Source organism: Thiopseudomonas alkaliphila (assembly GCF_001267175.1).
Taxonomy (GTDB): Bacteria; Pseudomonadota; Gammaproteobacteria; order Pseudomonadales; family Pseudomonadaceae; genus Oblitimonas; species Oblitimonas alkaliphila.
This window is the reverse complement of the sequence record NZ_CP012358.1, coordinates 1,335,461-1,357,465: the sequence shown is the minus strand read 5'-3', so window position 1 is coordinate 1,357,465 and position 22,005 is coordinate 1,335,461. Positions and strand designations below refer to the sequence as shown.

At 48.3% G+C, this 22,005-nt stretch carries 24 protein-coding genes and 3 tRNA genes; 19 read left to right on the top strand and 8 right to left on the bottom strand.

Annotated features, from left to right (window positions below; genetic code table 11):
- The first annotated feature begins 227 nt into the window (after positions 1-227).
- Positions 228-689 (top strand): MaoC family dehydratase, encoded by a 462-nt coding sequence (locus tag AKN87_RS06600; RefSeq protein WP_053102868.1) that lies wholly within the window; start codon positions 228-230, stop codon positions 687-689.
- Here AKN87_RS06600 and AKN87_RS06595 read toward each other — a convergent pair.
- The 3 genes from AKN87_RS06595 to efp all read right to left on the bottom strand — a co-directional run bounded on the left by AKN87_RS06595 (position 673) and on the right by efp (position 5,125).
- Positions 673-3,480, bottom strand: a complete 2,808-nt coding sequence (locus AKN87_RS06595; RefSeq protein WP_053102867.1) for an FAD-binding and (Fe-S)-binding domain-containing protein — start codon at positions 3,478-3,480, stop codon at positions 673-675. The genes AKN87_RS06600 and AKN87_RS06595 overlap by 17 nt on opposite strands.
- 77 nt (positions 3,481-3,557) lie before the next feature.
- Positions 3,558-4,484, bottom strand: coding sequence for an EF-P lysine aminoacylase EpmA (epmA, locus tag AKN87_RS06590; RefSeq protein ID WP_053102866.1), 927 nt, complete (start codon positions 4,482-4,484; stop codon positions 3,558-3,560).
- 74 nt (positions 4,485-4,558) lie between these two features.
- Positions 4,559-5,125 carry an elongation factor P gene (efp, locus tag AKN87_RS06585; RefSeq protein WP_053100465.1) on the bottom strand — a complete coding sequence of 189 codons (567 nt, stop codon included), beginning with the start codon at positions 5,123-5,125 and terminating at the stop codon, positions 4,559-4,561.
- Positions 5,126-5,154: 29 nt separating this feature from the next.
- Here efp and epmB point away from each other — a divergent pair, with 29 nt between their 5' ends.
- Together epmB and dbpA are read left to right on the top strand one after the other, a co-directional pair.
- The gene (gene epmB, locus AKN87_RS06580; protein ID WP_053100464.1) at positions 5,155-6,171 is read left to right on the top strand and encodes an EF-P beta-lysylation protein EpmB; all 1,017 of its coding nucleotides are present in this window, start codon (positions 5,155-5,157) and stop codon (positions 6,169-6,171) included.
- 118 nt (positions 6,172-6,289) lie between these two features.
- Positions 6,290-7,627 carry an ATP-dependent RNA helicase DbpA gene (gene dbpA, locus AKN87_RS06575; protein WP_053103640.1) on the top strand — a complete coding sequence of 446 codons (1,338 nt, stop codon included), beginning with the start codon at positions 6,290-6,292 and terminating at the stop codon, positions 7,625-7,627.
- On the opposite strand, the gene AKN87_RS06570 is transcribed toward dbpA, so the two are convergent.
- Positions 7,604-7,825 (bottom strand): DUF3820 family protein, encoded by a 222-nt coding sequence (locus AKN87_RS06570; protein WP_053100463.1) that lies wholly within the window; start codon positions 7,823-7,825, stop codon positions 7,604-7,606. The genes dbpA and AKN87_RS06570 overlap by 24 nt on opposite strands.
- Before the next feature lie 110 nt (positions 7,826-7,935).
- Between AKN87_RS06570 and AKN87_RS06565 the strand changes: the two genes are divergently transcribed.
- The 4 genes from AKN87_RS06565 to AKN87_RS06550 all read left to right on the top strand — a co-directional run bounded on the left by AKN87_RS06565 (position 7,936) and on the right by AKN87_RS06550 (position 8,767).
- Positions 7,936-8,307, top strand: a complete 372-nt coding sequence (locus tag AKN87_RS06565) for a glutaredoxin domain-containing protein (protein ID WP_053100462.1) — start codon at positions 7,936-7,938, stop codon at positions 8,305-8,307.
- 225 nt (positions 8,308-8,532) lie between these two features.
- Positions 8,533-8,608: transfer RNA gene (locus tag AKN87_RS06560), tRNA-Asn, on the top strand.
- 2 nt (positions 8,609-8,610) lie between these two features.
- Positions 8,611-8,687: transfer RNA gene (locus tag AKN87_RS06555), tRNA-Pro, on the top strand.
- 5 nt (positions 8,688-8,692) lie between these two features.
- Positions 8,693-8,767: transfer RNA gene (locus tag AKN87_RS06550), tRNA-Lys, on the top strand.
- Positions 8,768-8,913: 146 nt separating this feature from the next.
- Here the strand turns inward: AKN87_RS06550 and ispA are convergent.
- The 4 genes from ispA to AKN87_RS06530 form a co-directional block, all read right to left on the bottom strand.
- The gene (gene ispA / locus AKN87_RS06545) at positions 8,914-9,807 is read right to left on the bottom strand and encodes a (2E,6E)-farnesyl diphosphate synthase (protein WP_053102865.1); all 894 of its coding nucleotides are present in this window, start codon (positions 9,805-9,807) and stop codon (positions 8,914-8,916) included.
- Positions 9,804-10,049, bottom strand: a complete 246-nt coding sequence (locus AKN87_RS06540) for an exodeoxyribonuclease VII small subunit (protein ID WP_053102864.1) — start codon at positions 10,047-10,049, stop codon at positions 9,804-9,806. Before AKN87_RS06540 ends, ispA begins: the two co-directional genes overlap by 4 nt.
- 136 nt (positions 10,050-10,185) lie before the next feature.
- On the bottom strand, positions 10,186-10,713 hold the full coding sequence (ppa, locus tag AKN87_RS06535; RefSeq protein ID WP_053100459.1) for an inorganic diphosphatase: 528 nt from the start codon (positions 10,711-10,713) through the stop codon (positions 10,186-10,188).
- 82 nt (positions 10,714-10,795) lie between these two features.
- On the bottom strand, positions 10,796-11,245 hold the full coding sequence (locus AKN87_RS06530) for a GNAT family N-acetyltransferase (protein WP_053100458.1): 450 nt from the start codon (positions 11,243-11,245) through the stop codon (positions 10,796-10,798).
- A gap of 150 nt (positions 11,246-11,395) precedes the next feature.
- Between AKN87_RS06530 and mpl the strand changes: the two genes are divergently transcribed.
- The 12 genes from mpl (at position 11,396) to trpD (ending at position 21,998) form a co-directional block, all read left to right on the top strand.
- Entirely contained in the window at positions 11,396-12,751 is a 1,356-nt protein-coding gene (gene mpl, locus AKN87_RS06525) for a UDP-N-acetylmuramate:L-alanyl-gamma-D-glutamyl-meso-diaminopimelate ligase (RefSeq protein WP_053102863.1), read from the top strand.
- Complete coding sequence (ubiX, locus tag AKN87_RS06520; RefSeq protein ID WP_053100456.1) at positions 12,748-13,380, top strand: flavin prenyltransferase UbiX; 633 nt, start codon at positions 12,748-12,750, stop codon at positions 13,378-13,380. The genes mpl and ubiX overlap by 4 nt, the downstream gene beginning before the upstream one ends.
- Positions 13,381-13,572: 192 nt before the next feature.
- Entirely contained in the window at positions 13,573-14,064 is a 492-nt protein-coding gene (purE, locus tag AKN87_RS06515) for a 5-(carboxyamino)imidazole ribonucleotide mutase (RefSeq protein ID WP_053100455.1), read from the top strand.
- A 2-nt stretch (positions 14,065-14,066) separates the two neighbouring features.
- The gene (locus tag AKN87_RS06510) at positions 14,067-15,149 is read left to right on the top strand and encodes a 5-(carboxyamino)imidazole ribonucleotide synthase (protein WP_053102862.1); all 1,083 of its coding nucleotides are present in this window, start codon (positions 14,067-14,069) and stop codon (positions 15,147-15,149) included.
- A 67-nt stretch (positions 15,150-15,216) separates the two neighbouring features.
- On the top strand, positions 15,217-15,462 hold the full coding sequence (locus AKN87_RS06505; protein WP_053102861.1) for a GlsB/YeaQ/YmgE family stress response membrane protein: 246 nt from the start codon (positions 15,217-15,219) through the stop codon (positions 15,460-15,462).
- A 32-nt stretch (positions 15,463-15,494) separates the two neighbouring features.
- Positions 15,495-16,037 (top strand): DUF3299 domain-containing protein, encoded by a 543-nt coding sequence (locus tag AKN87_RS06500; RefSeq protein WP_053103639.1) that lies wholly within the window; start codon positions 15,495-15,497, stop codon positions 16,035-16,037.
- A 71-nt stretch (positions 16,038-16,108) separates the two neighbouring features.
- On the top strand, positions 16,109-16,780 hold the full coding sequence (gene rpe / locus AKN87_RS06495; RefSeq protein WP_053102860.1) for a ribulose-phosphate 3-epimerase: 672 nt from the start codon (positions 16,109-16,111) through the stop codon (positions 16,778-16,780).
- 53 nt (positions 16,781-16,833) lie between these two features.
- Positions 16,834-17,469 (top strand): phosphoglycolate phosphatase, encoded by a 636-nt coding sequence (locus tag AKN87_RS06490; RefSeq protein WP_053103638.1) that lies wholly within the window; start codon positions 16,834-16,836, stop codon positions 17,467-17,469.
- A 307-nt stretch (positions 17,470-17,776) separates the two neighbouring features.
- A complete protein-coding gene (gene trpE, locus AKN87_RS06485) occupies positions 17,777-19,255 on the top strand; it encodes an anthranilate synthase component I (protein WP_053102859.1) in 1,479 nt (492 codons plus the stop codon).
- 82 nt (positions 19,256-19,337) lie between these two features.
- On the top strand, positions 19,338-20,324 hold the full coding sequence (locus tag AKN87_RS06480) for a diaminopimelate dehydrogenase (protein WP_053102858.1): 987 nt from the start codon (positions 19,338-19,340) through the stop codon (positions 20,322-20,324).
- 46 nt (positions 20,325-20,370) lie between these two features.
- Positions 20,371-20,967 (top strand): anthranilate synthase component II, encoded by a 597-nt coding sequence (locus AKN87_RS06475; RefSeq protein WP_053102857.1) that lies wholly within the window; start codon positions 20,371-20,373, stop codon positions 20,965-20,967.
- The gene (trpD, locus tag AKN87_RS06470) at positions 20,964-21,998 is read left to right on the top strand and encodes an anthranilate phosphoribosyltransferase (RefSeq protein ID WP_053100438.1); all 1,035 of its coding nucleotides are present in this window, start codon (positions 20,964-20,966) and stop codon (positions 21,996-21,998) included. Before AKN87_RS06475 ends, trpD begins: the two co-directional genes overlap by 4 nt.
- The last annotated feature ends 7 nt before the right edge of the window (positions 21,999-22,005 follow it).

Here is a 22,005-nt window from a genome sequence, read left to right as displayed (position 1 = left end):
ATATGACAGTGATCCTGATAAAAAGAGGGGTGAATAACCCCAAGAAGAGAACAGTACTGAGCTAGAGTACAGGATTAAATCTCAAGGGTGAATAGCTAGGGTGCTTTATCCCGCTTGCCATCAGTGATATTAGCCAAAATTGCGACTCTGGAGTCAGCGGTTACGCTAAAGTGCAGTGCGAGTTTTATTAAAGCTGCTTTATCCTAGGGCAAATATAGGAGAACTCAATGACCAATCTTACCCCCTTGTACTTAGACGATTTAGCCGTAGGCGATCGTTTTACCAGTCGCAGTTATGAATTAACCTTAGACAGCTTATTAGAATTTGCCAATCTGTATGATCCGCAGCCATTTCATTTAGACCCGCAAGCAGCACAAGTCACCGTGTTTAATGGTTTGGCAGCCAGTGGCTGGCAAACCGCTGGCATCACCATGCGTTTATGGAGTGAGTGTTTTCCGGTGGCTAATGGCTTGATTGGTTTAGAGAGTCAGGTCAGTTGGCCGATGCCCACCCGTGCAGGTGATCAGCTACATGTCGAAGTTTGTATCACCGAGATCAAGCCTTCCGCCTCTAAACCCGAGATGGGAATTGTGACCTATCAGAGCGAAACTAAAAATCAGCACGATCAAGTGGTGCAAAAAAACACCACCAAGATCGTGGTATTTCGCCGCTCTACAGCGGCTGACTAATCTTATCTAGCAAATACACTAAGTGCTGATAACTCAGTCCGCTGTAACTAGATAAGCCAATTTCACAGGTTCGGCTGCTACTAAAACCCTGCTGGCAGCCTTGCACTTGGGGTGCCAAGTTGCGCAGTGCATGCTGATTGAGTTCTGGCACAGTAAAGCCTTTATCGCCAGCAAAGCCGCAGCAATAAATCCCTTCAGGCACGATCACTTGCTCAGCGCAGGCCTGAGCAATGGCTAATAGATCGCTGCTTTGGGCTAAATGTTGAGAGCTGCAGGTGATGTGTAAGCTAATCGGGGCTTGTTGCCGAGTGATCTTTAACCTAGGCAGAACAAATTGTTGCAAGAAAGCCGGTGAGTCATAAATGGCTAGGCGTGGATCAGCCACTTGCTGAATTAAGCGTAAGCTGCAAGGACTGGTATCGCAGTAAATCGGGTACTTGCCCTGTTGGCTGGCATGCAGCAAGGCTAATGCCAGTTGATTGAGATGCTGCTGGGCCTGTTCAGGGTAGCCCTTTGAGGCAAAGGGTTGACCACAGCACAGGCTGCCGGGCTGCTCTGGAATAATTACCTCAAATCCTGCTTTAGTGAGCAGCTGTAGCGTTTTTTCACGTAGTGGAGTTTGTTCTGGATCTAAATGACTAGGTCCCATGTTATTGGAAACGCACGAGCTAAAATAAACCACTTTATCCTGTGCGCTATCAGCTGTTGTTGGTCGCGCCAACGGCACAGACTTAGCCGCCGTGGGCATAGCAGTTAAATATACAGGGACTGAAGCATAGCGCTGATGGAGTTGTGTGGTCCAGCGATTAAGCCGTGGTGCGCCAAGCACCTTGCGAGCTAATTCAGCGCTAGTTAATAGCCAGCGCGTAGCCGTAACTGTCGCGCTAAAGTGACGGGCAAGGGTTTGTGCAAGGCGCGGGCTTTGGGTTTGTTGTGTACGCAATTGACGCATTAACTCACCGGTATTAATCCCTACCGGACAACGCTGCGCGCATAATCCGGTCGCTGCACAGCTGTCAATAGCCTGATATTGATAAGCCGTTTCAAGGGCTTGGGTGTTCTGTCCTTGGCGTTTTTTCTGTTGGATATCACGCCAAGCAACAATACGCTGGCGCGGAGTGAGCGTGAGTCCGTTAGATGGGCATACCGGCTCGCAAAAGCCACATTCAATACACTTATCCACTATCGGATCCGCTTCAGGTAGTGGCTTGAGATGCTTTAAGTGAATCTGTGGATCTTTAGAAAGCACCACGTCTGGGTTTAAAATTCCCAGTGGGTCGAGCAGATGTTTAATTTTCCACATCAGTTGATAAGCATCATGCCCCCATTCCAGCTCAACGAAAGGAGCCATATTACGTCCTGTACCATGCTCAGCTTTGAGTGCGCCACCAAACTCCACTGCCACTAACTGGCTGACCTCTTGCATAAAGGCGGAGTAGCGAGCGATAGCTTCTGGGCTATCAAAGCGCTGAGTAAATACAAAATGTAGGTTGCCTTCGAGCGCATGGCCGAACAAAATCGCTTCGTCATATTGATGTTTATCGAGTAAGGCGAGTAGGCGCTTAACCCCCTGGGCCAAGACTTCTAGTGGAAAAGTAACGTCTTCGATAATGACGGTAGTGCCATTTTCGCGTACCGCGCCGACTGCAGGAAAGGTATCTTTACGCATCCGCCACAATAATTGGTAGGTGCTGGGGTCTTGAGTAAAGGCAACCTGCTGCTCTTGTGGATAGCTAGCTAGGCTATCGGTGATGTGCTCCAGTTGTGTGCTTAAGGTGGCTTGATCGGGCGCATTGGATTCAATGAGTAAGGCACAAGCGCTCTCCGACAGTTCTTGAATCCACGTTGGCATCCCTTGCATAAACTGCACAGAACGTAAGCTGCGCCGATCCAATAACTCAACGGCGGAGACGGGTTGCTGTTTTAGTGTAACAACCGCTTGGCAGCAGGTATCAATATCAGGAAATACCACTAACGCCACGGCTTTATGTGGGTAGTCGGGAACGGTGCGATAGGTGACTGAGCTGACAAAACCAAGGGTGCCTTCAGAGCCCACCAGTAAGTGCATTAAAATATCCAGCGGATCAGTAAAGTCGATGAGCGCATTGAGCGACAAACCGGTGGTGTTTTTTAGCCGATATTTATGGCGAATTTTGTTTGCCAGCTGTTGATTGCTTTTAGTCTCAGTAGCTAATTGAGCAAGCTGGTCTAATAATGTTTGATGAGATTGGCGAAACTGTTTTCGACTGGTTTCTGACTCCGTATCCAAAATGCTGCCATCGGCTAGTACCAAGCGCATACCAGCCAGTGTGTGATAACTGTTTTGTGCAGTACCACAACACATGCCGCTGGAGTTGTTAGCGACAATCCCGCCAATTTTAGCCGCATTAATCGATGCTGGATCAGGCCCTATTTTGCGTTGCAAGTGCGCCAGAGCGGCATTGGCTTGGGCGCCAATTACGCCAGGCTGTAGGCGGATTTTTCTGCCATCTTCTAGCAGTTGTTTAGCATTCCAGTGATCACCCAGCACAATAAGTACTGAATCACTGATCGCTTGCCCTGATAAGCTGGTGCCCGCAGCCCGAAAGGTTACGGGTACTTGATGTAAGCTGGCTTGCTGCAAAATAAACACCACCTCTGCCTCGCTCTCAACTCGAATGACCAGCTTGGGAATCAGTCGATAAAAACTGGCATCGGTACCGAAGGTGAGGGTGCTTAACGGGTCAGTAAATAGACGCTGTTGCGGTAGACGTTGCTCAATAGCAGCTAGAAAGGCAGCAGGAAGGCTCATGGTGCAGCTCCATAATCAATAGGTGCGTCCTTGCACTGTAAAACAATCGCTGACTAAAAGCTGCAATCGGTTAACAGTTAGGCACGGCTCCAGTCAAAACTGAGTACCTGGGCGATCTCTTTACAATCTAATAGGTGCAGCAGCACCCGATCTAAACCTAGGGCAACGCCAGAACTGTCGGGTAAGCCTACTTCTAAGGCTTGTAGTAACAGCTCATCGCAAGGCCGGTCGGTGCCTTGTAATTCTTGGTTAAAGCGCTGGCGTTGGATTTTTGGATCAGTCAGCTCATGGTAACCATTGGCCAATTCCATGCCATTAAAGAACAGCTCAAACCGCTCGGCAACAGCGATGCCGTCCCGTTCAATAACTTTGGCTAATGCTGCTTGTGAGGCTGGAAAGTAATCAATAAAGACCAAGGTATTGGCCGGAAGGTTAGGCTCTACCTGATGACTCATAATGATATCCAGCCAGCCGTCGCGGCTCAGTGCTAAATCAGCATTGGCCAGTTGCTGGCCCAATGAGGCAATGTTTTGATCATCGGTATGATGCACATCTAGATCAGCATAGGCTTGCATGGCTTCTGCATAGCTCAGGTGCAGTATAGGTAACTCGGTAAAGCGTGGCTTGAGTAGCCGTTGCATAAGCTCTGCTACTTCCTCAATAAGTTGCGCTAATGACCAGTCGACGCGGTACCATTCCAGCATAGTAAATTCGGGGTTATGGCGACGGCCGGCTTCGCCCTGACGAAACACTTTGCAAATTTGGTAAATATCTCCAAAGCCAGCGCAAAGTAAGCGCTTCATTGCATACTCTGGGGAGGTGTGTAGCCAGCGGCCTTCACAGTGCATTGGGGTGATGTTGGGATCAGCTACTGGCGCTAAAGTCAGCAGTGGGGTTTCGACTTCTAACACCTTGCGCTGGGCAAAAAAATGGCGAATTGTTTGATATAGGGCTTGGCGAGCGAAGAGTGCTTCGCGAGTGGCCGAGGGTTGCCAGTTGTGCATAGAAAACTCGTACTCAAGACACAAAAAAGGGAGTCAACAGACTCCCTTTAGGAAAAACGGGAAAGGCTAACTGCTTACGCGCGGCTGACGTATTCGCCAGAGCGGGTATCAATTTTTAGTTTTTCACCGATAGTAATAAACAGTGGAACCCGTACCACCGCGCCTGTACTTAAGGTTGCAGGCTTAGTACCACCTTGCGCTGTATCGCCTTTTAGGCCTGGATCAGTTTCAGTCACTTCTAACTCAATAAAGTTAGGTGCAGTGACGCTAACAACTGATTCATTGAACAGCATGATGTTGTATACTTCCTGCTCTTTTAACCATTTTTTGGTGTCGCCTAAGGCTTGCTCGCTCGCAGCGATTTGCTCAAACGAACCATCAGTTGCCATAAAGTGCCAGAACTCACCGTCGGTGTAGAGGTATTCCATATCGCGGTCGTTAATATCGGCGCTTTCTACGCTCTCGCCTGATTTGAACGTACGCTCCCAAACACGGTCGGTGCGGATGTTACGCATTTTAACGCGAGTAAAAGCTTGGCCTTTACCTGGTTTAACAAACTCAACATCAATCATGATGCATGGTTCGTTTTCCACCAGTACGCGAAGTCCTGGTTTGAATTCGTTGGTAGAATAGTTAGCCATTCCAATGTCCTGTTTTAAGGTCCTGCAAAATGCATATTATAACGCAAACTCATGATGAATATCAGGGCATGAGTTGGCAGCAGATATTAGCTCAGTCGGTAAAAACCGTAGCCGAGCTAATCACACAGTTAGCGCTTGATACAAGCCAGATTGAGCGCACGCTCCGTACAAAGTTGGCGTTTCCTTTATTGGTGCCGCCAACCTTTGTCGCGCGTATGCAAAAAGGGGATTGGAATGATCCACTGCTGCGTCAAATACTGCCTGTGCAGCACGAGCTGCAGCAGGTTGAGGGGTTTGGCGTTGATCCGCTAGGTGAACAAGTCACTAATGTGCAGAAAGGTATTATCCACAAATATCGGGGCCGAGTGCTACTGATTGCTGCCAGTGGTTGTGCAATTAATTGTCGTTATTGTTTTAGAAGGCATTTTCCTTACCAGGAAAATCGAGTCGGACGAGAGCAGTGGCAGCACCAATTGCAATATATTGCAGAGGATTCCAGCATTAGCGAGGTGATTCTGAGCGGGGGAGATCCGTTAATGCTGAGTGATAGTGCTTTAGCAGAGCTGCTTGAGCAAATCGCGGCGATTCCCCATGTGCGGCGTTTTCGAATTCATAGCCGTTTGCCGGTGGTGATTCCGCAGCGCTTAACCGATGAGCTGTTAACGCTATTGCAACGTAGCCGCTTAAAAACTACGTTAGTGTTGCATGTAAATCATCCCCAAGAGTTATCGACTGAGCATGCTAAACGTTTGCCTATTTGGCATCGCAGCGGAATTCACTTGTTAAATCAGAGTGTGTTACTGAAAGATATTAATGATTGCGCTGAGGTGCTGATCGAACTCAGTGAACGCTTATTTGAGCTGGATGTGCTGCCGTACTATTTGCATGTCTTAGATCGCGTGCAGGGTGCGCATCACTTTGAAGTGGCAGAAACTCAAGCCAAACAGTTACATCAACAATTATTAGCTAACTTACCTGGTTATTTGGTGCCTAAATTGGTGCGTGAGATAGCGGGTGAGCCAAATAAAACCCCTTTACAGGGGTAATCCAGTTTAGTTGCTGCTAGTAGAAAGCTAGCAGCGTTAAGCTAAATAAATACTTTATCTAATAGGTAAACTTGTGTCCCAATCTTCGGCATTTGCCACTCTTAATCTTTCGCCCGCGATGCTGGAGAATCTTCAGCAGCTGGGCTATCAATCCATGACAGCGATTCAGCAGGCCAGTTTGCCTGCTATCTTGCAAGGTCAAGATGTTATTGCTCAGGCTAAAACCGGTAGTGGTAAAACTGCAGCCTTTGGTTTGGGTGTATTGCAGCAGTTAAATCCACGTTATTTTGGTTGTCAGGCGTTGGTATTGTGCCCAACTCGTGAGCTGGCGGATCAAGTGGCTAAAGAGCTACGCCGTTTAGCTAGAGCGCAGGATAATATTAAAATTTTAACGCTCTGTGGTGGTGTCCCTTTTGGTCCGCAGGTGGGCTCGTTGGAGCATGGTGCGCACATTATTGTGGGCACACCGGGGCGCATTCAGGATCATCTGCGCAAAGGTACGGTGAGCTTTAATGGTTTAAAAACCTTAGTACTTGATGAAGCTGACCGGATGCTGGATATGGGTTTTTTTGACATTATGCAAGAAATTATCCAAGCCACCCCAAGTAAGCGCCAAACCCTATTATTTTCAGCCACTTACCCCGTGGGCATTCAGCAGCTTGCGGCAGAATTTTTGCGTCAGCCGGTGACGATTAAGGTTGAAAGTCAGCATCAAGCTAGCCAGATTCAACAATACTTTTACGAGGTGCAGCCAGAGCAGCGCTTAACGGCTGTGGAGCAGCTGCTACGGCATTATCTTCCGGATAGTTGTGTGGCATTTTGCCAAACTAAACAGCAGTGTAATGAGTTGGTCGCCCATCTTGAGCAACAAGGTATTGCTGCGGTGGCCTTGCATGGCGATTTAGAACAACGCGATCGCGATAAAGTCTTAACTCTGTTTAGCAGTCGTTGTACGCGGGTATTAGTGGCAACAGATGTTGCAGCACGTGGTTTAGATATTGATGATTTGCCAATGGTGCTCAATGTTGAGTTGGCTCGAGATCCTGAAGTGCACACCCACCGTATTGGTCGTACTGGGCGGGCAGGGGCGAGTGGCATTGCCGTGAGCTTGGTCACGCCTAAAGAAGCGTATCGTGCAGCAGCGATTGAAGCCCAGCAGAGTGAGCCGTTAGCGTGGTATTCATTAGCAGCTTTAAAACCAAGCTACCAAGATTACACACCCGCTATGCAGTGTTTAAATATTGGGGCAGGGCGTAAACATAAATTACGTCCAGGTGATATTTTGGGAGCCTTAACTGGTGATGCCGGATTGTCAGGAGCGCAGGTGGGAAAAATTTCACTGTTTGATCATCAGGCCTATGTGGCGGTTGAACGTGCAGTGGCGCGTAAGGCTCTGCAACGGTTACAAGAGGGAAAAATTAAAGGGCGCAATTTACCGGTACGTTTTGTCTCGTAACGGGATAAGTAAGCTGCTGAGGCCGTTATGATCAATCTCATGCATCAGCTGTAATAGTTCACCAATTTCTCCTTTGGGAAAGCCAGTGCGGGCAAACCAGTTAAGGTAATGGCCAGGTAAGTCGGCAATCAGCCGACCTTGGTATTTGCCGTAGGGCATAGTGCGGGTGACAAGTTTTTCTAAGTCAGCAGGTTGCATGGTTCACTCAAAAGGCGATATAGGCTAGGGGTGTGGCAGTCAATCCTAGTTAGGGTACACTGCGCGCCTCCTTAGGGTTTAACAATAACGAATAGTGTAAGGTGAGGTCGATGTTAGTTAAAGCATTACGCAATGGGTTGGGGCAAATCATTATTTTTGCTGATTGGGTGACGCGCCCGAAAAAGAAGCAACGCTCTGCAGCTGAACAGCAGCAAGTGGATCAAGCAGTACAGGGTTTCCAGTTGTATCAGTTCCATGCTTGTCCTTTTTGCGTCAAGGTGCGACGTAAAATGCACGAGTTAAACGTATCGATTGAGCTGAAAGATGCTAAAAATGATCCGCTGGCGCGTGCAGAGCTAGAGCAGCAAGGCGGTAAAATTCAGGTACCTTGCTTGAAGATGCTTGATTCTGCTACTGGGGAAGTGACTTGGCTGTATGAATCCAAGGCAATTGTTGAGTTTTTAGAAAACCGGTTTGCTTGATAGTAAGTCAGTGGGAGCAAATAAAAACAAATAAAAGCTTGACAGGTTAATGTAGTGTTAATAGTATATGCGCCCTGTCAGCACAGCAAGTTTGCTTGCCACTATTTTGCAAAGTTTAAAGAAATTTAAATAGTTAAAATAAAGGTTGACAAAGAGAATTAACTCTATAAAATACACCGCCACTAGCACGGAGGAAGCGAAAGCAACCTAAAGCTAGATTGAAGTTCCGCGATAGCTCAGTCGGCAGAGCAAATGACTGTTAATCATTGGGTCCCTGGTTCGAGCCCAGGTCGCGGAGCCACTCGGGGTATAGCGCAGTCCGGTAGCGCGCCTGCTTTGGGAGCAGGATGTCGGGAGTTCGAATCCCCCTACCCCGACCATTTTTGGGTCGTTAGCTCAGTGGTAGAGCAGTTGGCTTTTAACCAATTGGTCGTAGGTTCGACCCCTACACGACCCACCATAAAACAACGCTTAGCTTAGGCTAGGCGTTTTTTTATGCCTGTCATTTATGTCAGCCATCAGCTAAGCACTTTATTAAGTTAATAATAGTGCTTAGTGAGAATCATCCTGGGCTTGAAGGGATTGCTAACCAGTGCGTGTTGTCGCTTAGTTGGCTCTTTGCACAATGTAGTCTGCAATTAAGCGCAGCGGTTGTGCACGCTCCGGCTCTGGCAATTGCTCAAGGGCTGAGATTGCTTGCTGATGTAGCTCTTGGGCATAGCGCTTAGCAGTTTCCAATCCCATCAGGCTAGGGTAGGTGGGTTTGTGCTGTTCTAAATCACTGCCTTGGGGCTTGCCTAGGGTTTCGGTGTCGCTGGTTACATCTAAGATGTCATCTTGAACCTGAAAGGCTAGGCCAATCGCTTTAGCGTATTGATCTAGAATAGCGAGGTTGTGCTGGTTGGCTTGGTTGCTGGCGAGAGCGCCTAAGCGAATGCTGGCCGCAATCAGTGCGCCGGTTTTATGTTGGTGCATATTCTCTAAGGCGGACTGGTTCAGTTGCTGGCCTACTGCACTTAAATCGATCGCTTGTCCACCGACCATGCCTTCAGCGCCAGCTGCTTGAGCCAGTTCAAGGGTCATGGCTAAGCGTAAATCGCTCTCAAGTGGTGAGAGTTCAGGGTTGCAAATGGCGGCAAAGGCCAAAGATTGTAGGGCATCGCCGGCTAAAATCGCGTAAGCCTCATCAAAGGCAATATGGGTGGTAGGTAAGCCGCGGCGCAGTTCATCGTTATCCATTGCAGGCAAGTCATCATGCACCAGCGAATAGGCGTGAATGAGCTCTACTGCGCAGGCAGCACCATGGGCAGTGCTCAGCTCGCCACCTAAGGCTTCACAGGCTGCGTAAACCAAGAGTGGGCGAACCCGTTTACCGCCATTCATCACGCTGTAGCGCATGGCTTCATAGAGCCGAGTCAGCTCAGGCTTGTCAGTGCTTAGTAGTTGCTTGAGTGCTTGATCAACTAAGGCTTGGCACTGCTGTTGATAGGCTTGAATCATGCTTTTTCATCCGCTACAAAAGGTTGCTCAGTGGGTGACTGATCTTTATCAGCTAATAAAATAGAAACTTTTTGCTCGGCTTGGGCGAGGGCGGTTTGGCACTGGCGGGTGAGTACAACTCCTTGTTCAAACACTTGCAGTGCTTTATCTAGGGGTAAATCGCCTTGCTCAATTTTTTCTACCAGAGCAGTCAATTCGGTAAGTGACTCTTCAAAAGAGGCAGTGGCTTTTTTGCGGGCCATAACAACATCTCGCTAATGCAGTGACCTTGAGCTAGCTAAGGTCTAAATTAACACCCAAGCGGGGCGGATCATTAAAATGCAAACAGCCGGCAAAAGAGCGCCGGCTGTTTAAGGGATCAAGCAGTTTCGTTAGTGCTTACTTGTTAAAAGCAGCCACTGCTTTAGTGATCTCGGCGCGGGCAGCTTCTGCATCGCCCCAGCCTTCAACTTTTACCCATTTGCCTTTTTCTAAGTCTTTGTAATTTTCAAAGAAGTGTTTGATCTGCTCGAGTAGTAGGGCAGGCAAATCAGTGTACTCCTGTACGTCATTGTACAGTTGGGTCAATTTTTCGTGTGGTACGGCAATCAGCTTGGCATCGCCACCCGCTTCGTCAGTCATGTGCAGAACACCAACCGGACGAGCGCGGATCACCGAACCAGGAGCTACTGGGTAAGGAGTAACAACTAGCACATCTAAAGCGTCGCCATCATCGGCTAAGGTGTTAGGAATAAAGCCATAGTTTGCAGGATAGAACATTGGGGTTGCCATAAAGCGGTCAACCATTAAGCAGTCGAGTTCGGTGTCAATTTCGTACTTGATTGGCGATGAGTTTGCTGGAATCTCGATTGCTACATAAATATCGTTAGGTAAATCTTTTCCGGCAGGAATGTTGTTATAGCTCATGATTATTTATCCACAGTTAAACGTGCGTAAAGTATAGGTTATTTCGACAAAGCTTGAACAGGGCGGGTGTGCAATCAATGCTTCACTCAAGCGCCAGGATATAGTTGGTTAGTTGATGATTCTCATAAAAGCCTAGCGACTCGTACATTTTGCGGGTGGTTTCATTGGCACTGTTGGTAGCCACTCGAATTCTTACGGCATTGTTTTTAATCGCTTCTTCTTTGGCGCGAATCACTAAATGGCGGGCCACTTGTTTACGCCGCGAGTCTTCGCAGACAAAGATGTCGTTTAAAATCCACACTGGGCGCAGTGACAATGACGAATGACTTAAATACAGCAGGTTAAAGCCCATCAGCTTGTCAGTGGCTTCATCAAATGCTAGAAAGGCCACTGCTTGTTGGGTGCTTAGGCATTGCTCAAGAAAAGCCCTGGATTCTTCAACTAATGGCATCGCGCCATATAGCTCACGGTAACGAATAAACATTGGGGTGAGCACGTCTAAATGTTCGAGGGTGGCTTGAATTATTCTCATGGTAGCGCCCTTAATGCAGCTAGGAGTAGTGTCCACATCCTGCCTAATCACTAGCAGATATGCAATACAGCACGGCCCTTAATCCACGCTTAAGCGGCTTGTTTCAGCTGCTTTGTGGTAATCTTTGCCAGAGTTATTAATGAGGTGGTTATGCATATTCATATTCTTGGGATCTGTGGCACGTTCATGGGTTCTTTAGCGATTTTAGCGAAACAGCTCGGACACCGTGTCACCGGTTCGGATGCCAATGTGTATCCACCGATGAGCACACAACTAGAGGCCCAAGGCATTGAGTTGCAGCAAGGTTATTTGCCGGAGCATTTGCAGCCAGCCCCTGATTTAGTGGTCATTGGTAATGCCATGTCGCGGGGTAATCCGGCGGTTGAATATGTGCTAGATAAAGGTTTGCCTTACACCTCAGGTCCACAGTGGCTGGCCGACCATGTGTTGCATGGGCGCTGGGTGTTAGCCGTAGCCGGTACTCATGGAAAAACTACCACGAGTAGTATGTTGGCTTGGTTACTTGAGTGGGCGGGCATGCAGCCGGGCTTTTTGATTGGCGGTGTGCCGCAAAACTTTGGGGTGTCAGCGCGTTTAGGTGAGACGGATTTCTTTGTAGTGGAAGCCGATGAATATGACAGCGCCTTTTTTGATAAGCGCTCCAAGTTTGTCCATTACCGCCCCCGCACTTTGGTGTTAAACAACCTGGAATTTGACCATGCCGATATTTTTGACTCGTTGGCGGATATTGAGAAGCAGTTTCACCACGTAGTGCGCACTGTGCCAAGCCAAGGTTTGATTATTTATCCACAGGCAGAAACTGCGTTGCAGCGGGTGATCGACAAAGGCTGTTGGACACCAACGCAAACCACAGGTGAGCAAGGTCAGTGGCAGGCGCACTTATTAGCCGCAGATGGCAGTCATTTTGAAGTGCTGCTTGAGGGTAAAGTGCAAGGTGAAGTGAGATGGGCCTTAACTGGCCTACATAACGTAGCCAATGCTTTGGCTGCTTTAGCCGCGGCGCGTCATGTTGGGATTGACATTGCCCAGGGCGCTGAAGGCTTAAGTGAGTTCCAGAATGTTAAGCGGCGCATGGAAAATCTAGGTACGGTTAAGCAGGTCACGGTCTATGATGACTTTGCCCATCACCCGACAGCGATCGAATTAACTTTAGATGGTTTGCGTAAGCAAGTGGGGGCGGCAAAAATTATTGCGGTGATTGAGCCGCGCTCTAACTCCATGAAGTTGGGTGCACACCGAGAAGGCTTGGCGCCTTCGGCAGCGTTAGCCGATGAGGTGTTTTGGTATGCGCCAGCCAATTTAGGTTGGGATTTAGCTGGTGCAGTAGCCGATGCAACTAATCCAACCCAAGTTCACGAAAATTTGTCTGAGCTGGTTAATGCCGTGGTGACGGCTAGCGAACCCAATACCCATATTGTGGTGATGAGTAATGGTGGTTTTGCTGGAGTGCACCAGTTATTGCTAAAAGCATTGGGTGAAGCATGAGTGGGCCGCAACGTATTACCTTAGCCATGACTGGCGCCTCTGGGGCGCAATATGGCTTACGCTTACTGCAATGCTTAGTTGAGCAGCAGCGCGAGGTGTATTTTTTAATTTCCAAGGCAGCGCAGTTGGTACTTGCGACCGAAACCGATGTGCAGCTACCGGCCAAGCCGCAAGCGATGCAAGCCTTTTTAACTGAGTACACGGGGGCAAAGCCAGGTCAAATCAAGGTGTTTGGCAAAGAAGACTGGATGTCGCCCGTGGCTTCTGGCTCCGGCGCACCAGCGGCGATGGTGGTGATTCCTTGTTCTACCGGAACTCTTTCGGCAATTGCCAGTGGTGCCTGTAATAACCTTATTGAGCGCGCCGCAGATGTCACCTTAAAAGAGCGTCGGCAGCTAATTATTGTGCCGCGTGAGGCGCCATACTCGAGTATTCATCTTGAGCACATGCTTAAATTATCAAATTTAGGCGCAGTTATTTTACCGGCGTCCCCTGGTTTTTATCAGCGTCCACAGTCAGTGGATGATATGGTTGATTTTATTGTGGCGCGGGTACTGAATTTACTGGGCATCCCACAAACTTTGCTCAAGCAGTGGGGGAGTGGCTACTCAGGAGTGGCCCAGGAGTAACGGATTTTTCGTAAACAATAAATTATCAGGTATACTGTTCACCCTTAAAAATGTGCTGGTTTTTTAGCGGAACGTTTTGAGCAGTGTATCCAGCAGATTTTTAAACAAACATTCATTTTAGCCACGCTTAACTGCGTGGCTTGTTGTTTATACCGCGCGGATTCGCGCTTGCACAGAAAAAGAGGCTAGACCATGGGCGCATTGGTTGGCGTTATTATGGGTTCCAAATCAGACTGGAGCACCTTGAGTCACACAGTGGAAATGCTAGAACAATTAGGCATTCCCCATGAGGTTCAAGTAGTTTCAGCACACCGTACACCCGATCTGCTATTTAGTTATGCAGAGCAGGCGGCCGATAAAGGTTTAAAAGTGATTATTGCGGGCGCAGGTGGCGCTGCGCACTTGCCTGGTATGTGTGCGTCAAAAACACATTTACCAGTATTAGGGGTGCCGGTGCAATCGTCGATGTTGTCGGGCGTTGACTCACTGCTATCGATTGTGCAAATGCCAGGTGGCGTACCGGTTGGGACGATGGCGATTGGTAAAGCAGGCGCAGTCAATGCTGCGTTAATGGCTGCCAGTATCTTAGGTGTGGCTTATCCTGAGTACCATGAGGCATTGAATAAATTCCGTTTAGAGCAAACGGAAACAGTGCTTGCTAACCCCGATCCACGTGAGGCCTGATTATGAAAGTGGGTGTGATTGGTGGTGGACAGTTAGGTCGTATGCTGGCTTTAGCAGGTACTCCACTGGGAATGAGTTTTAGTTTTTTAGATCCGGCAAAGGATGCCTGTGCAGCGAATTTAGGACGGCATATCGTTGCCGGTTACAGTGATCAGGCTGCTCTGAAAGAGTTGGCTGAATCTATTGATCTAGTGACCTTTGAGTTTGAGAGCGTACCTGCAGAGACGGTTGCCTATCTTGAGCAGTTTTTACCTGTTTACCCAAGTGCTGAAGCATTGCGTATTGCACGCGATCGTTGGTTTGAAAAGTCTTTGTTTTTAGAGCAGGAAATTCCTACTACCGAATTTGCTAATGTGTTATCCCAAGCTGATTTAGAGCAAGCAGTGACGCAAATTGGCTTGCCTGCGGTGTTAAAAACACGCACCTTAGGTTATGACGGTAAAGGGCAAAAGGTACTCCGTGAAGCCGCTGATGTGGTGGGAGCTTTTGCTGAGTTAGGCGAAGTACCCTGTATTTTAGAGGGCTTTGTCAATTTTAGTGGTGAAGTGTCTTTGATCGCTGTGCGGGCCCGCGATGGTGAAACCCGTTGCTATCCGCTGGTCCATAACGAGCACCACAATGGCATTCTGTATTTATCGGTGGCGAGTACTGATCATCCGCAGCAAGCATTAGCTGAGCAATACGCCAAACGCATGCTGGATGCTCTGGATTATGTTGGGGTGTTAGCGTTTGAGTTCTTTGAAGTGGAAGGTGGTCTTAAAGCCAATGAAATTGCGCCCCGCGTTCATAACTCGGGGCACTGGACCATTGAAGGCGCTGAGTGCAGTCAGTTTGAAAACCACCTACGCGCAGTTGCCGGATTACCCCTAGGTTCGGTGGCGAAAGTGGGCGAAAGCGCTATGTTTAACTTTATTGGCTCAATACCTGCTGCTGCAGAAGTGTTAAATGTGGCAGATTGTCATTTGCACGATTACGGCAAAGCTTTTAAAGCAGGACGTAAAGTAGGGCATGCCACCTTGCGTAGTAGCAATATGGCGCAATTACAGCAGGGTATTGAGCAAATTAAGCAGTTAATTGCCAATTAATCTGAACCATCAGTGCCTCCATAAGTCTTTATTAGCGTATATAAAAACAGATCAATGGAGGCACATCATGGGTATTATTGGCACGATCGTTATTGGCTTTTTAGTGGGGTTGATTGCACGCTTTATTAAGCCAGGCGATGATCCTATGGGCTGGATCATGACGATTATTTTAGGTATTGCAGGTTCTTTTGCTGCAACCTATGGTGGTCAGGCATTGGGAATTTATCACGCAGGTGAAGGCGCAGGTTTCATTGGTGCTGTAGTAGGTGCCGTGGTAATTCTGGTGGTGTATGGCATGGTCAGTAAAAAATAACGATGTAACATGGTTATGCAGTGCTTAAGCAAATAAATTTTAAATCGCTGCTTTGTGCTGTGCTACTAATAAGTAGCGCAGCACAATGGGTTTTGGCTGCTGAAGAATTAGACTGGTTAGAGTTAATGCCTGCCTCAGATGTTGAGGCGTTGCTTAATATGCCAGAAATTGAGCATACCGGCCCAGAGGCTGAGAGTGGCTTTTATAGCCCTGGAGGCCTAAAAAATCAGGATAAAAACCTGCCTGAGGTCATGTTTTCTAATAAAACTGTGCCTGCGCTTGATGGTAAGCAAATCGCACTTGCTGGATATCCTGTGCCCTTAGAGACCAATGAGCAAAGTGACTATATTGAGTTTTTCTTAGTGCCTTATCCTGGGGCATGTATTCATGTGCCTCCTCCGCCTCCTAATCAAATCGTATTAGTGCGCTATGCTAAAGGCATTGCCTTGCCCGATATCTACGAGCCATTGTGGGTGGAAGGTACATTAAAGGTTGAGCCGATCAGTAATGAACTGGCTGATGCTGCCTATGCAATTATCGCAAAACAGGTGCAAGTCTTAACTGATGATGAGTAATTGCCGCTGGGCGATCAATTCAGGCTATCATTTAACTAATTTTTTTGACTCCCACGCCTTGAGGAAAATCAATGCAACCCTATGCTATTGCCCCATCCATTTTATCTGCTGACTTTGCCCGTTTAGGTGAAGATGTTGACCGTGTGTTAGCGGCCGGGGCAGATATTGTGCACTTTGACGTAATGGACAACCACTATGTGCCTAATCTAACTATTGGGCCTATGGTATGCAGTGCGTTGCGTAAATATGGTGTGACAGCGCCGATTGATGTGCACTTAATGGTTAAGCCAGTGGATCGGATCATTGGTGACTTCATTGAAGCTGGCGCCACTTACATTACCTTTCACCCTGAGGCTTCCGAGCATATTGATCGTTCGTTGCAATTGATTAAAGATGGCGGCTGCAAGGCAGGTTTAGTGTTTAATCCAGCGACGTCATTAGATGTATTACAGCATGTCATGGATAAAATTGACATGGTGTTGTTAATGAGCGTAAACCCAGGGTTTGGTGGGCAAAAATTTATTCCCCATACCTTAGAAAAGCTGCGTCAAGCAAGACAGTTAATTGATCAAAGTGGCCAAGCCATTCGTTTAGAAGTTGATGGTGGCGTCAACGTGCAGAACATTCGTCAAATTGCCCAAGCCGGTGCCGATACCTTTGTCGCTGGGTCGGCTATTTTTAATGCGCCTGATTATCAGGCTGTGATTCAGCAGATGCGCGCTGAGTTAGCGGAGGTGAAATAAAAGCTGTGCAAGGCTTAACTACTCGATTTTCAGGACAGCTACCGCAGCTTATCATGTTCGATCTAGATGGCACCTTAGTTGATTCGGTACCTGATTTAGCCGCAGCGACTGATCAAATGTTGTTGCAGCTTGGACGCCCGGCAGCGGGCCTCGATAAGGTGCGCCTATGGGTAGGAAATGGTGCAGAGGTGTTAGTGCGCCGTGCATTGGCCGATGCGCTCGATGCAAGTCCGGTAGATAACGCAGAAGCAGCGGCAGCGCTCACTTTATTTTTACAGTTATATGAGCAGCAGCATGATTTAACCGTGCTGTATCCTCAAGTGCTAGCCACCTTGACGACGCTCAAGCAGCAGGGGATTGCCTTGGCTTTAGTAACCAATAAGCCTGAGCAGTTTTTGCCAGCGCTGTTTGAGCGCCATGGACTCACTCAATTTTTTGACTGGGTGGTGGGTGGAGATACGTTTGCCCAGCGTAAACCTGATCCTTACGGGATTAATTGGGTCTTACAGCAGGCTAAGGTACAGCCAGAGCAAGCAGTCTTTGTGGGCGATTCGCGAAATGATATTTTGGCGGCTAAAGCCGCTGGAGTATTGAGTGTCGCGCTAACCTATGGCTATAACCATGGTTTACCGATTGAGCAAGAATATCCTGACTGGATTATTGATAGCTTGGCTGAGTTAGTGCAATAAAGTTTAGCTGAAATAAAAAAGTGAGCCGATTAAGGCTCATTTTTTTTGAATAAGTTAAATAATATTGTTAGAACAAAAAAGCAGTTGCGCTGCGTCGGTGCTTCGGCTAGTGTTCTAGTTATTCTTTTACTGCATACCGCTCACCAAGGGGAATCTCGTGGTCGTTATTTGCAAACAGTGGACTAAATATGTACCAGCGGCTAATGGCCGTTGGCGCTGGCGCGCCTAATTTATTCTATCGGCAACTTTGCCGAGCCTGTTTGCACATACTTATTTTTGTTGTCCCTCCTCAAACCACGAGGTTGCTATGAATTTTGAAGAATTTCAATGCTTAGCCGAGCAAGGCTATAACCGCATTCCTGTGTCCCGCGAAACCCTCGCCGACTTTGACACACCGTTATCGATTTATTTAAAACTTGCCGATGCACCCAATAGTTATCTCTTGGAATCAGTTCAGGGCGGTGAAAAGTGGGGGCGTTACTCGATTATCGGCTTGGCCGCTAAAACTGTTCTTAGTGCCCGCGGTGAGTTAGTGGAAATTCATCACCAAGGTGAGCTAATTGAATCATGTGAAACCACCGACCCGCTTGCCTTTGTTGAAGACTTTCAGGCGCGCTATCAGGTGCCGCATATTGCTGGCTTACCCCGTTTTAATGGCGGCTTAGTCGGCTACTTTGGCTATGATTGTGTACGCTATGTGCAACCTAAATTAGGACCAGCGCCAAGCCAAGACACTCTACAAAATCCTGATATCTTGCTACTGGTTTCAGAAGCTGTTGTGGTGTTTGATAACTTGGCCGGTAAACTGCATTTAATCGTATTGGCTGATCCCGAGCAAGACGATGCCTATCAGCAGGCGCAATTACAACTGGATCAGCTGATGGAGCAACTACGTCAGCCAATTACGCCGCGCCCAGGATTAAATCCACAGTTAGCTAATCAGCCAGAACCTGCGTTTATTTCCAGTTTTACTCAGGCTGATTATTTAAACTCGGTGAATAAAATTAAGGACTATATTGCCGCGGGTGACTGCATGCAGGTGGTGATCTCGCAGCGGATGTCGATTCCGTTTACCGCTGCGCCGATTGATTTATACCGTGCTTTACGTAGCTCTAATCCAACCCCCTATATGTACTTCTTTAACTTTGGTGACTTCCATGTAGTGGGTAGTTCGCCTGAAGTTTTAGTGCGTGTTGAAGATGGCTTGGTCACCGTGCGCCCAATTGCCGGCACTCGGCCACGTGGGGCAACTAACGAAGAAGACCTGGCTTTAGAGCAAGACTTACTGTCCGATAAAAAAGAGTTGTCTGAGCATTTAATGCTAATCGATTTAGGCCGTAATGATGTGGGGCAGGTGGCGCAAACCGGTAGTGTTAAGGTCACGGAAAAAATGATTATCGAACGCTATTCCAACGTAATGCATATAGTGTCGAATGTCACTGGCCAAATTCAGCCACAACTGAACGCAATGGATGCGCTGCGCTCTATTTTACCGGCCGGTACCTTATCCGGCGCACCTAAGGTGCGGGCGATGGAAATTATTGATGAGTTGGAGCCAGTCAAGCGTGGCGTGTATGGCGGAGCAGTTGGCTATTTGGCGTGGAATGGCAATATGGATACCGCCATTGCGATTCGCACCGCGGTCATTCAAGACGGACAGCTGCATGTTCAGGCGGGTGCCGGGATTGTCAGCGATTCACAGCCGCAATTAGAGTGGGAAGAAACCTTAAATAAGCGCCGTGCGATGTTTAAAGCAGTGGCTTTAGCCAGTCAGCCACACAAGTAATGAGCGAGCCAGCCAGGCAGAGTCGGGGTAGTCGCTAGAGTGCGCAGTTTGTTGCTGTGCAGTGAAACAACGGGAGAGCAAAATGACACAAAAAATCAGAATCGGAATTGCTGGTTACGGCAATCTAGGTCGTGGAGTTGAAGCGGCCATCGGGCAAAACGAAGATATGGAGTTAGTGGCGGTATTTAGTCGCCGCGATCCAGCTTCGGTGCAGTTGCTGAGTGCTGAGGTACCGGTATATGCGATGCAAGATGTGGCCAAGTACACCGAGCAAATTGATGTGATGATTTTATGTGGTGGCTCAAAAAGTGATCTGCCAGAGCAAGGCCCAGCGTTGGCCGCATTGTTTAATACAGTCGATAGCTTTGATACCCACGCTAAGATTCCTGAGTACTTTGAAGCAGTCGATCAGCCCGCCCGTGAACATGGCAAAACCGCCTTGTTATCGGTGGGCTGGGATCCAGGCTTATTCTCACTGAATCGACTGATCGGTGAATGCGTACTACCGGTAGGAGAAACCTATACTTTTTGGGGTAAAGGTCTCAGTCAAGGTCACTCCGATGCAGTACGACGAGTGCCGGGAGTCAAAGCTGGGGTGCAGTATACCTTGCCGTCCGAGCAAGCAATGAACCGCGTGCGAGCCGGCGAACAGCCAGAGCTCTCTACTCGGGAAAAACATACCCGTGAGTGCTATGTGGTGCTAGAAGCAGGCGCCGATGCCGAGGCGGTGAAGCAAGCGATTGTCACCATGCCTGACTATTTTGCTGACTACGACACCACTGTGCACTTTATTGACGAGCAGACGCTAGCTAGTGAGCACAGTGCTATGCCGCATGGCGGTTTTGTGATTCGCAGTGGTAAAAGTGGCTTAGGCACCCAACAAAATGTTGAGTTCTCGTTAGCACTTGGCAGTAACCCTGAGTTTACCTCCAGTGTGTTGGTTGCTTATGCCCGCGCTGTGCACCGGTTAAATCACGTAGGGGATATTGGCGCTAAAACGGTATTTGATATTCCTTTTGGTTTGCTATCGCCTAAGAGTCCAGCGCAACTGCGCAAAGAACTGTTGTAATTGGCTATCGCGCTGCCTAACCATGGCAGCGCACTAAGGAACGCCCATGTTGTTGATGATTGATAACTATGATTCCTTTACTTGGAATCTAGTGCAGTATTTTGCTGAATTAGGCGCAGAAGTGCAGGTGATACGAAATGATCAACTGGACCTAGCCGCGATTGAGCAACTAAACCCGGAGCGCATCGTTATATCGCCAGGCCCTTGCACGCCGAATCAGGCGGGAGTTTCGATGGAGGTAATCAAAGCGTTTGCCGGTGTTTGTCCTATTTTGGGCGTGTGCCTTGGTCATCAGAGCATCGGCCAAGTATTTGGCGGCACTATTGTTCGCGCAGCGCAGCCAATGCACGGTAAAACCAGTCTGGTAACCCATGTCAATCAGGGGGTGTTTCAGGGTCTGAATAACCCGCTAAGTGTGACCCGTTATCATTCTTTGGTGATTGATCCGGCCAGCTTACCTGAGAGCTTAGAGTTAACGGCTTGGACTAGCGATGAGCAGGGGCAATTAGAGGCGATCATGGGCGTGCGTCATACCCAGTATCAGATTGAAGGGGTGCAATTTCACCCAGAGTCGATTTTAACCGAACAAGGTCATGAGTTACTGGCCAACTTCTTACAGCAACAAGGGGGAATGCGTCAGTGAATATCAAGGAAGCGATGAATCGTATCGCCAGTAACCTGGATTTATCCACCGAAGAAATGCAGTCAGTGATGCGTTTAATCATGACCGGACAATGCAGTGATGCGCAAATTGGTGCCTTTTTAATGGGCATGCGTATGAAAAGTGAAAGCATTGAAGAGATTGTCGGCGCTGTGCAGGTATTGCGTGAACTGGCAGAGCCTGTGCTGATTGAAGGTGAGCATTTAGTCGACACCTGTGGTACGGGCGGCGATGGAATGAACATTTTTAACGTCTCCACTGCGGCTTCCTTTGTGGTGGCGGCAGCCGGTGGCCAGGTGGCTAAGCACGGTAACCGTGCAGTCTCGGGTAAAAGTGGCAGTGCCGATGTGCTAGAAGCTTTTGGTATTAATCTGGAGTTAACAGCCGAGCAAGTGGTGCGCTGTATTGAGCATGTAGGCGTGGGCTTTATGTTTGCCCCTGCGCACCATGGTGCCATGCGTTATGCCAGTAAACCTCGCCAAGACTTAGGCATGCGTACCTTATTTAATATCTTGGGACCGATGGCTAACCCCGCACAAGTTAAAAATCAGGTGTTAGGGGTGTTCAGTCGGCAGCTTTGCCGGCCGTTAGCCGAAGTGCTGCGTCGATTAGGCAGTGAGCATGTATTAGTGGTGCATGCCCAAGATGGCATGGATGAAATCAGTTTGGGCGCGCCGACCTTTATTGCTGAACTGAAAGATGGTGAAATCACTGAGTACCGCGTGCAACCGGAAGATTTTGGCATTAATAGCCAATCACTCATCGGTTTTGAAGTGGAAGATGCAGCTGCCTCAGCGGCCTTAATTAAAGATGCGCTCGGCAAACGTGAAGGAAAACACGCGCACAAAGCCGCCGAGATGATTGCTTTAAATGCGGGGGCGGCGCTCTACGCAGCTAATATTGCCGACAGCTTAAAGCAGGGCATTGCTTTGGCCCATGACACCATCTATACCGGCCTAGCTTTAGAAAAGCTGCAAGAGCTAGTGGCCTTTACTAATGTGTTTAAGGAGTAGTACGGCT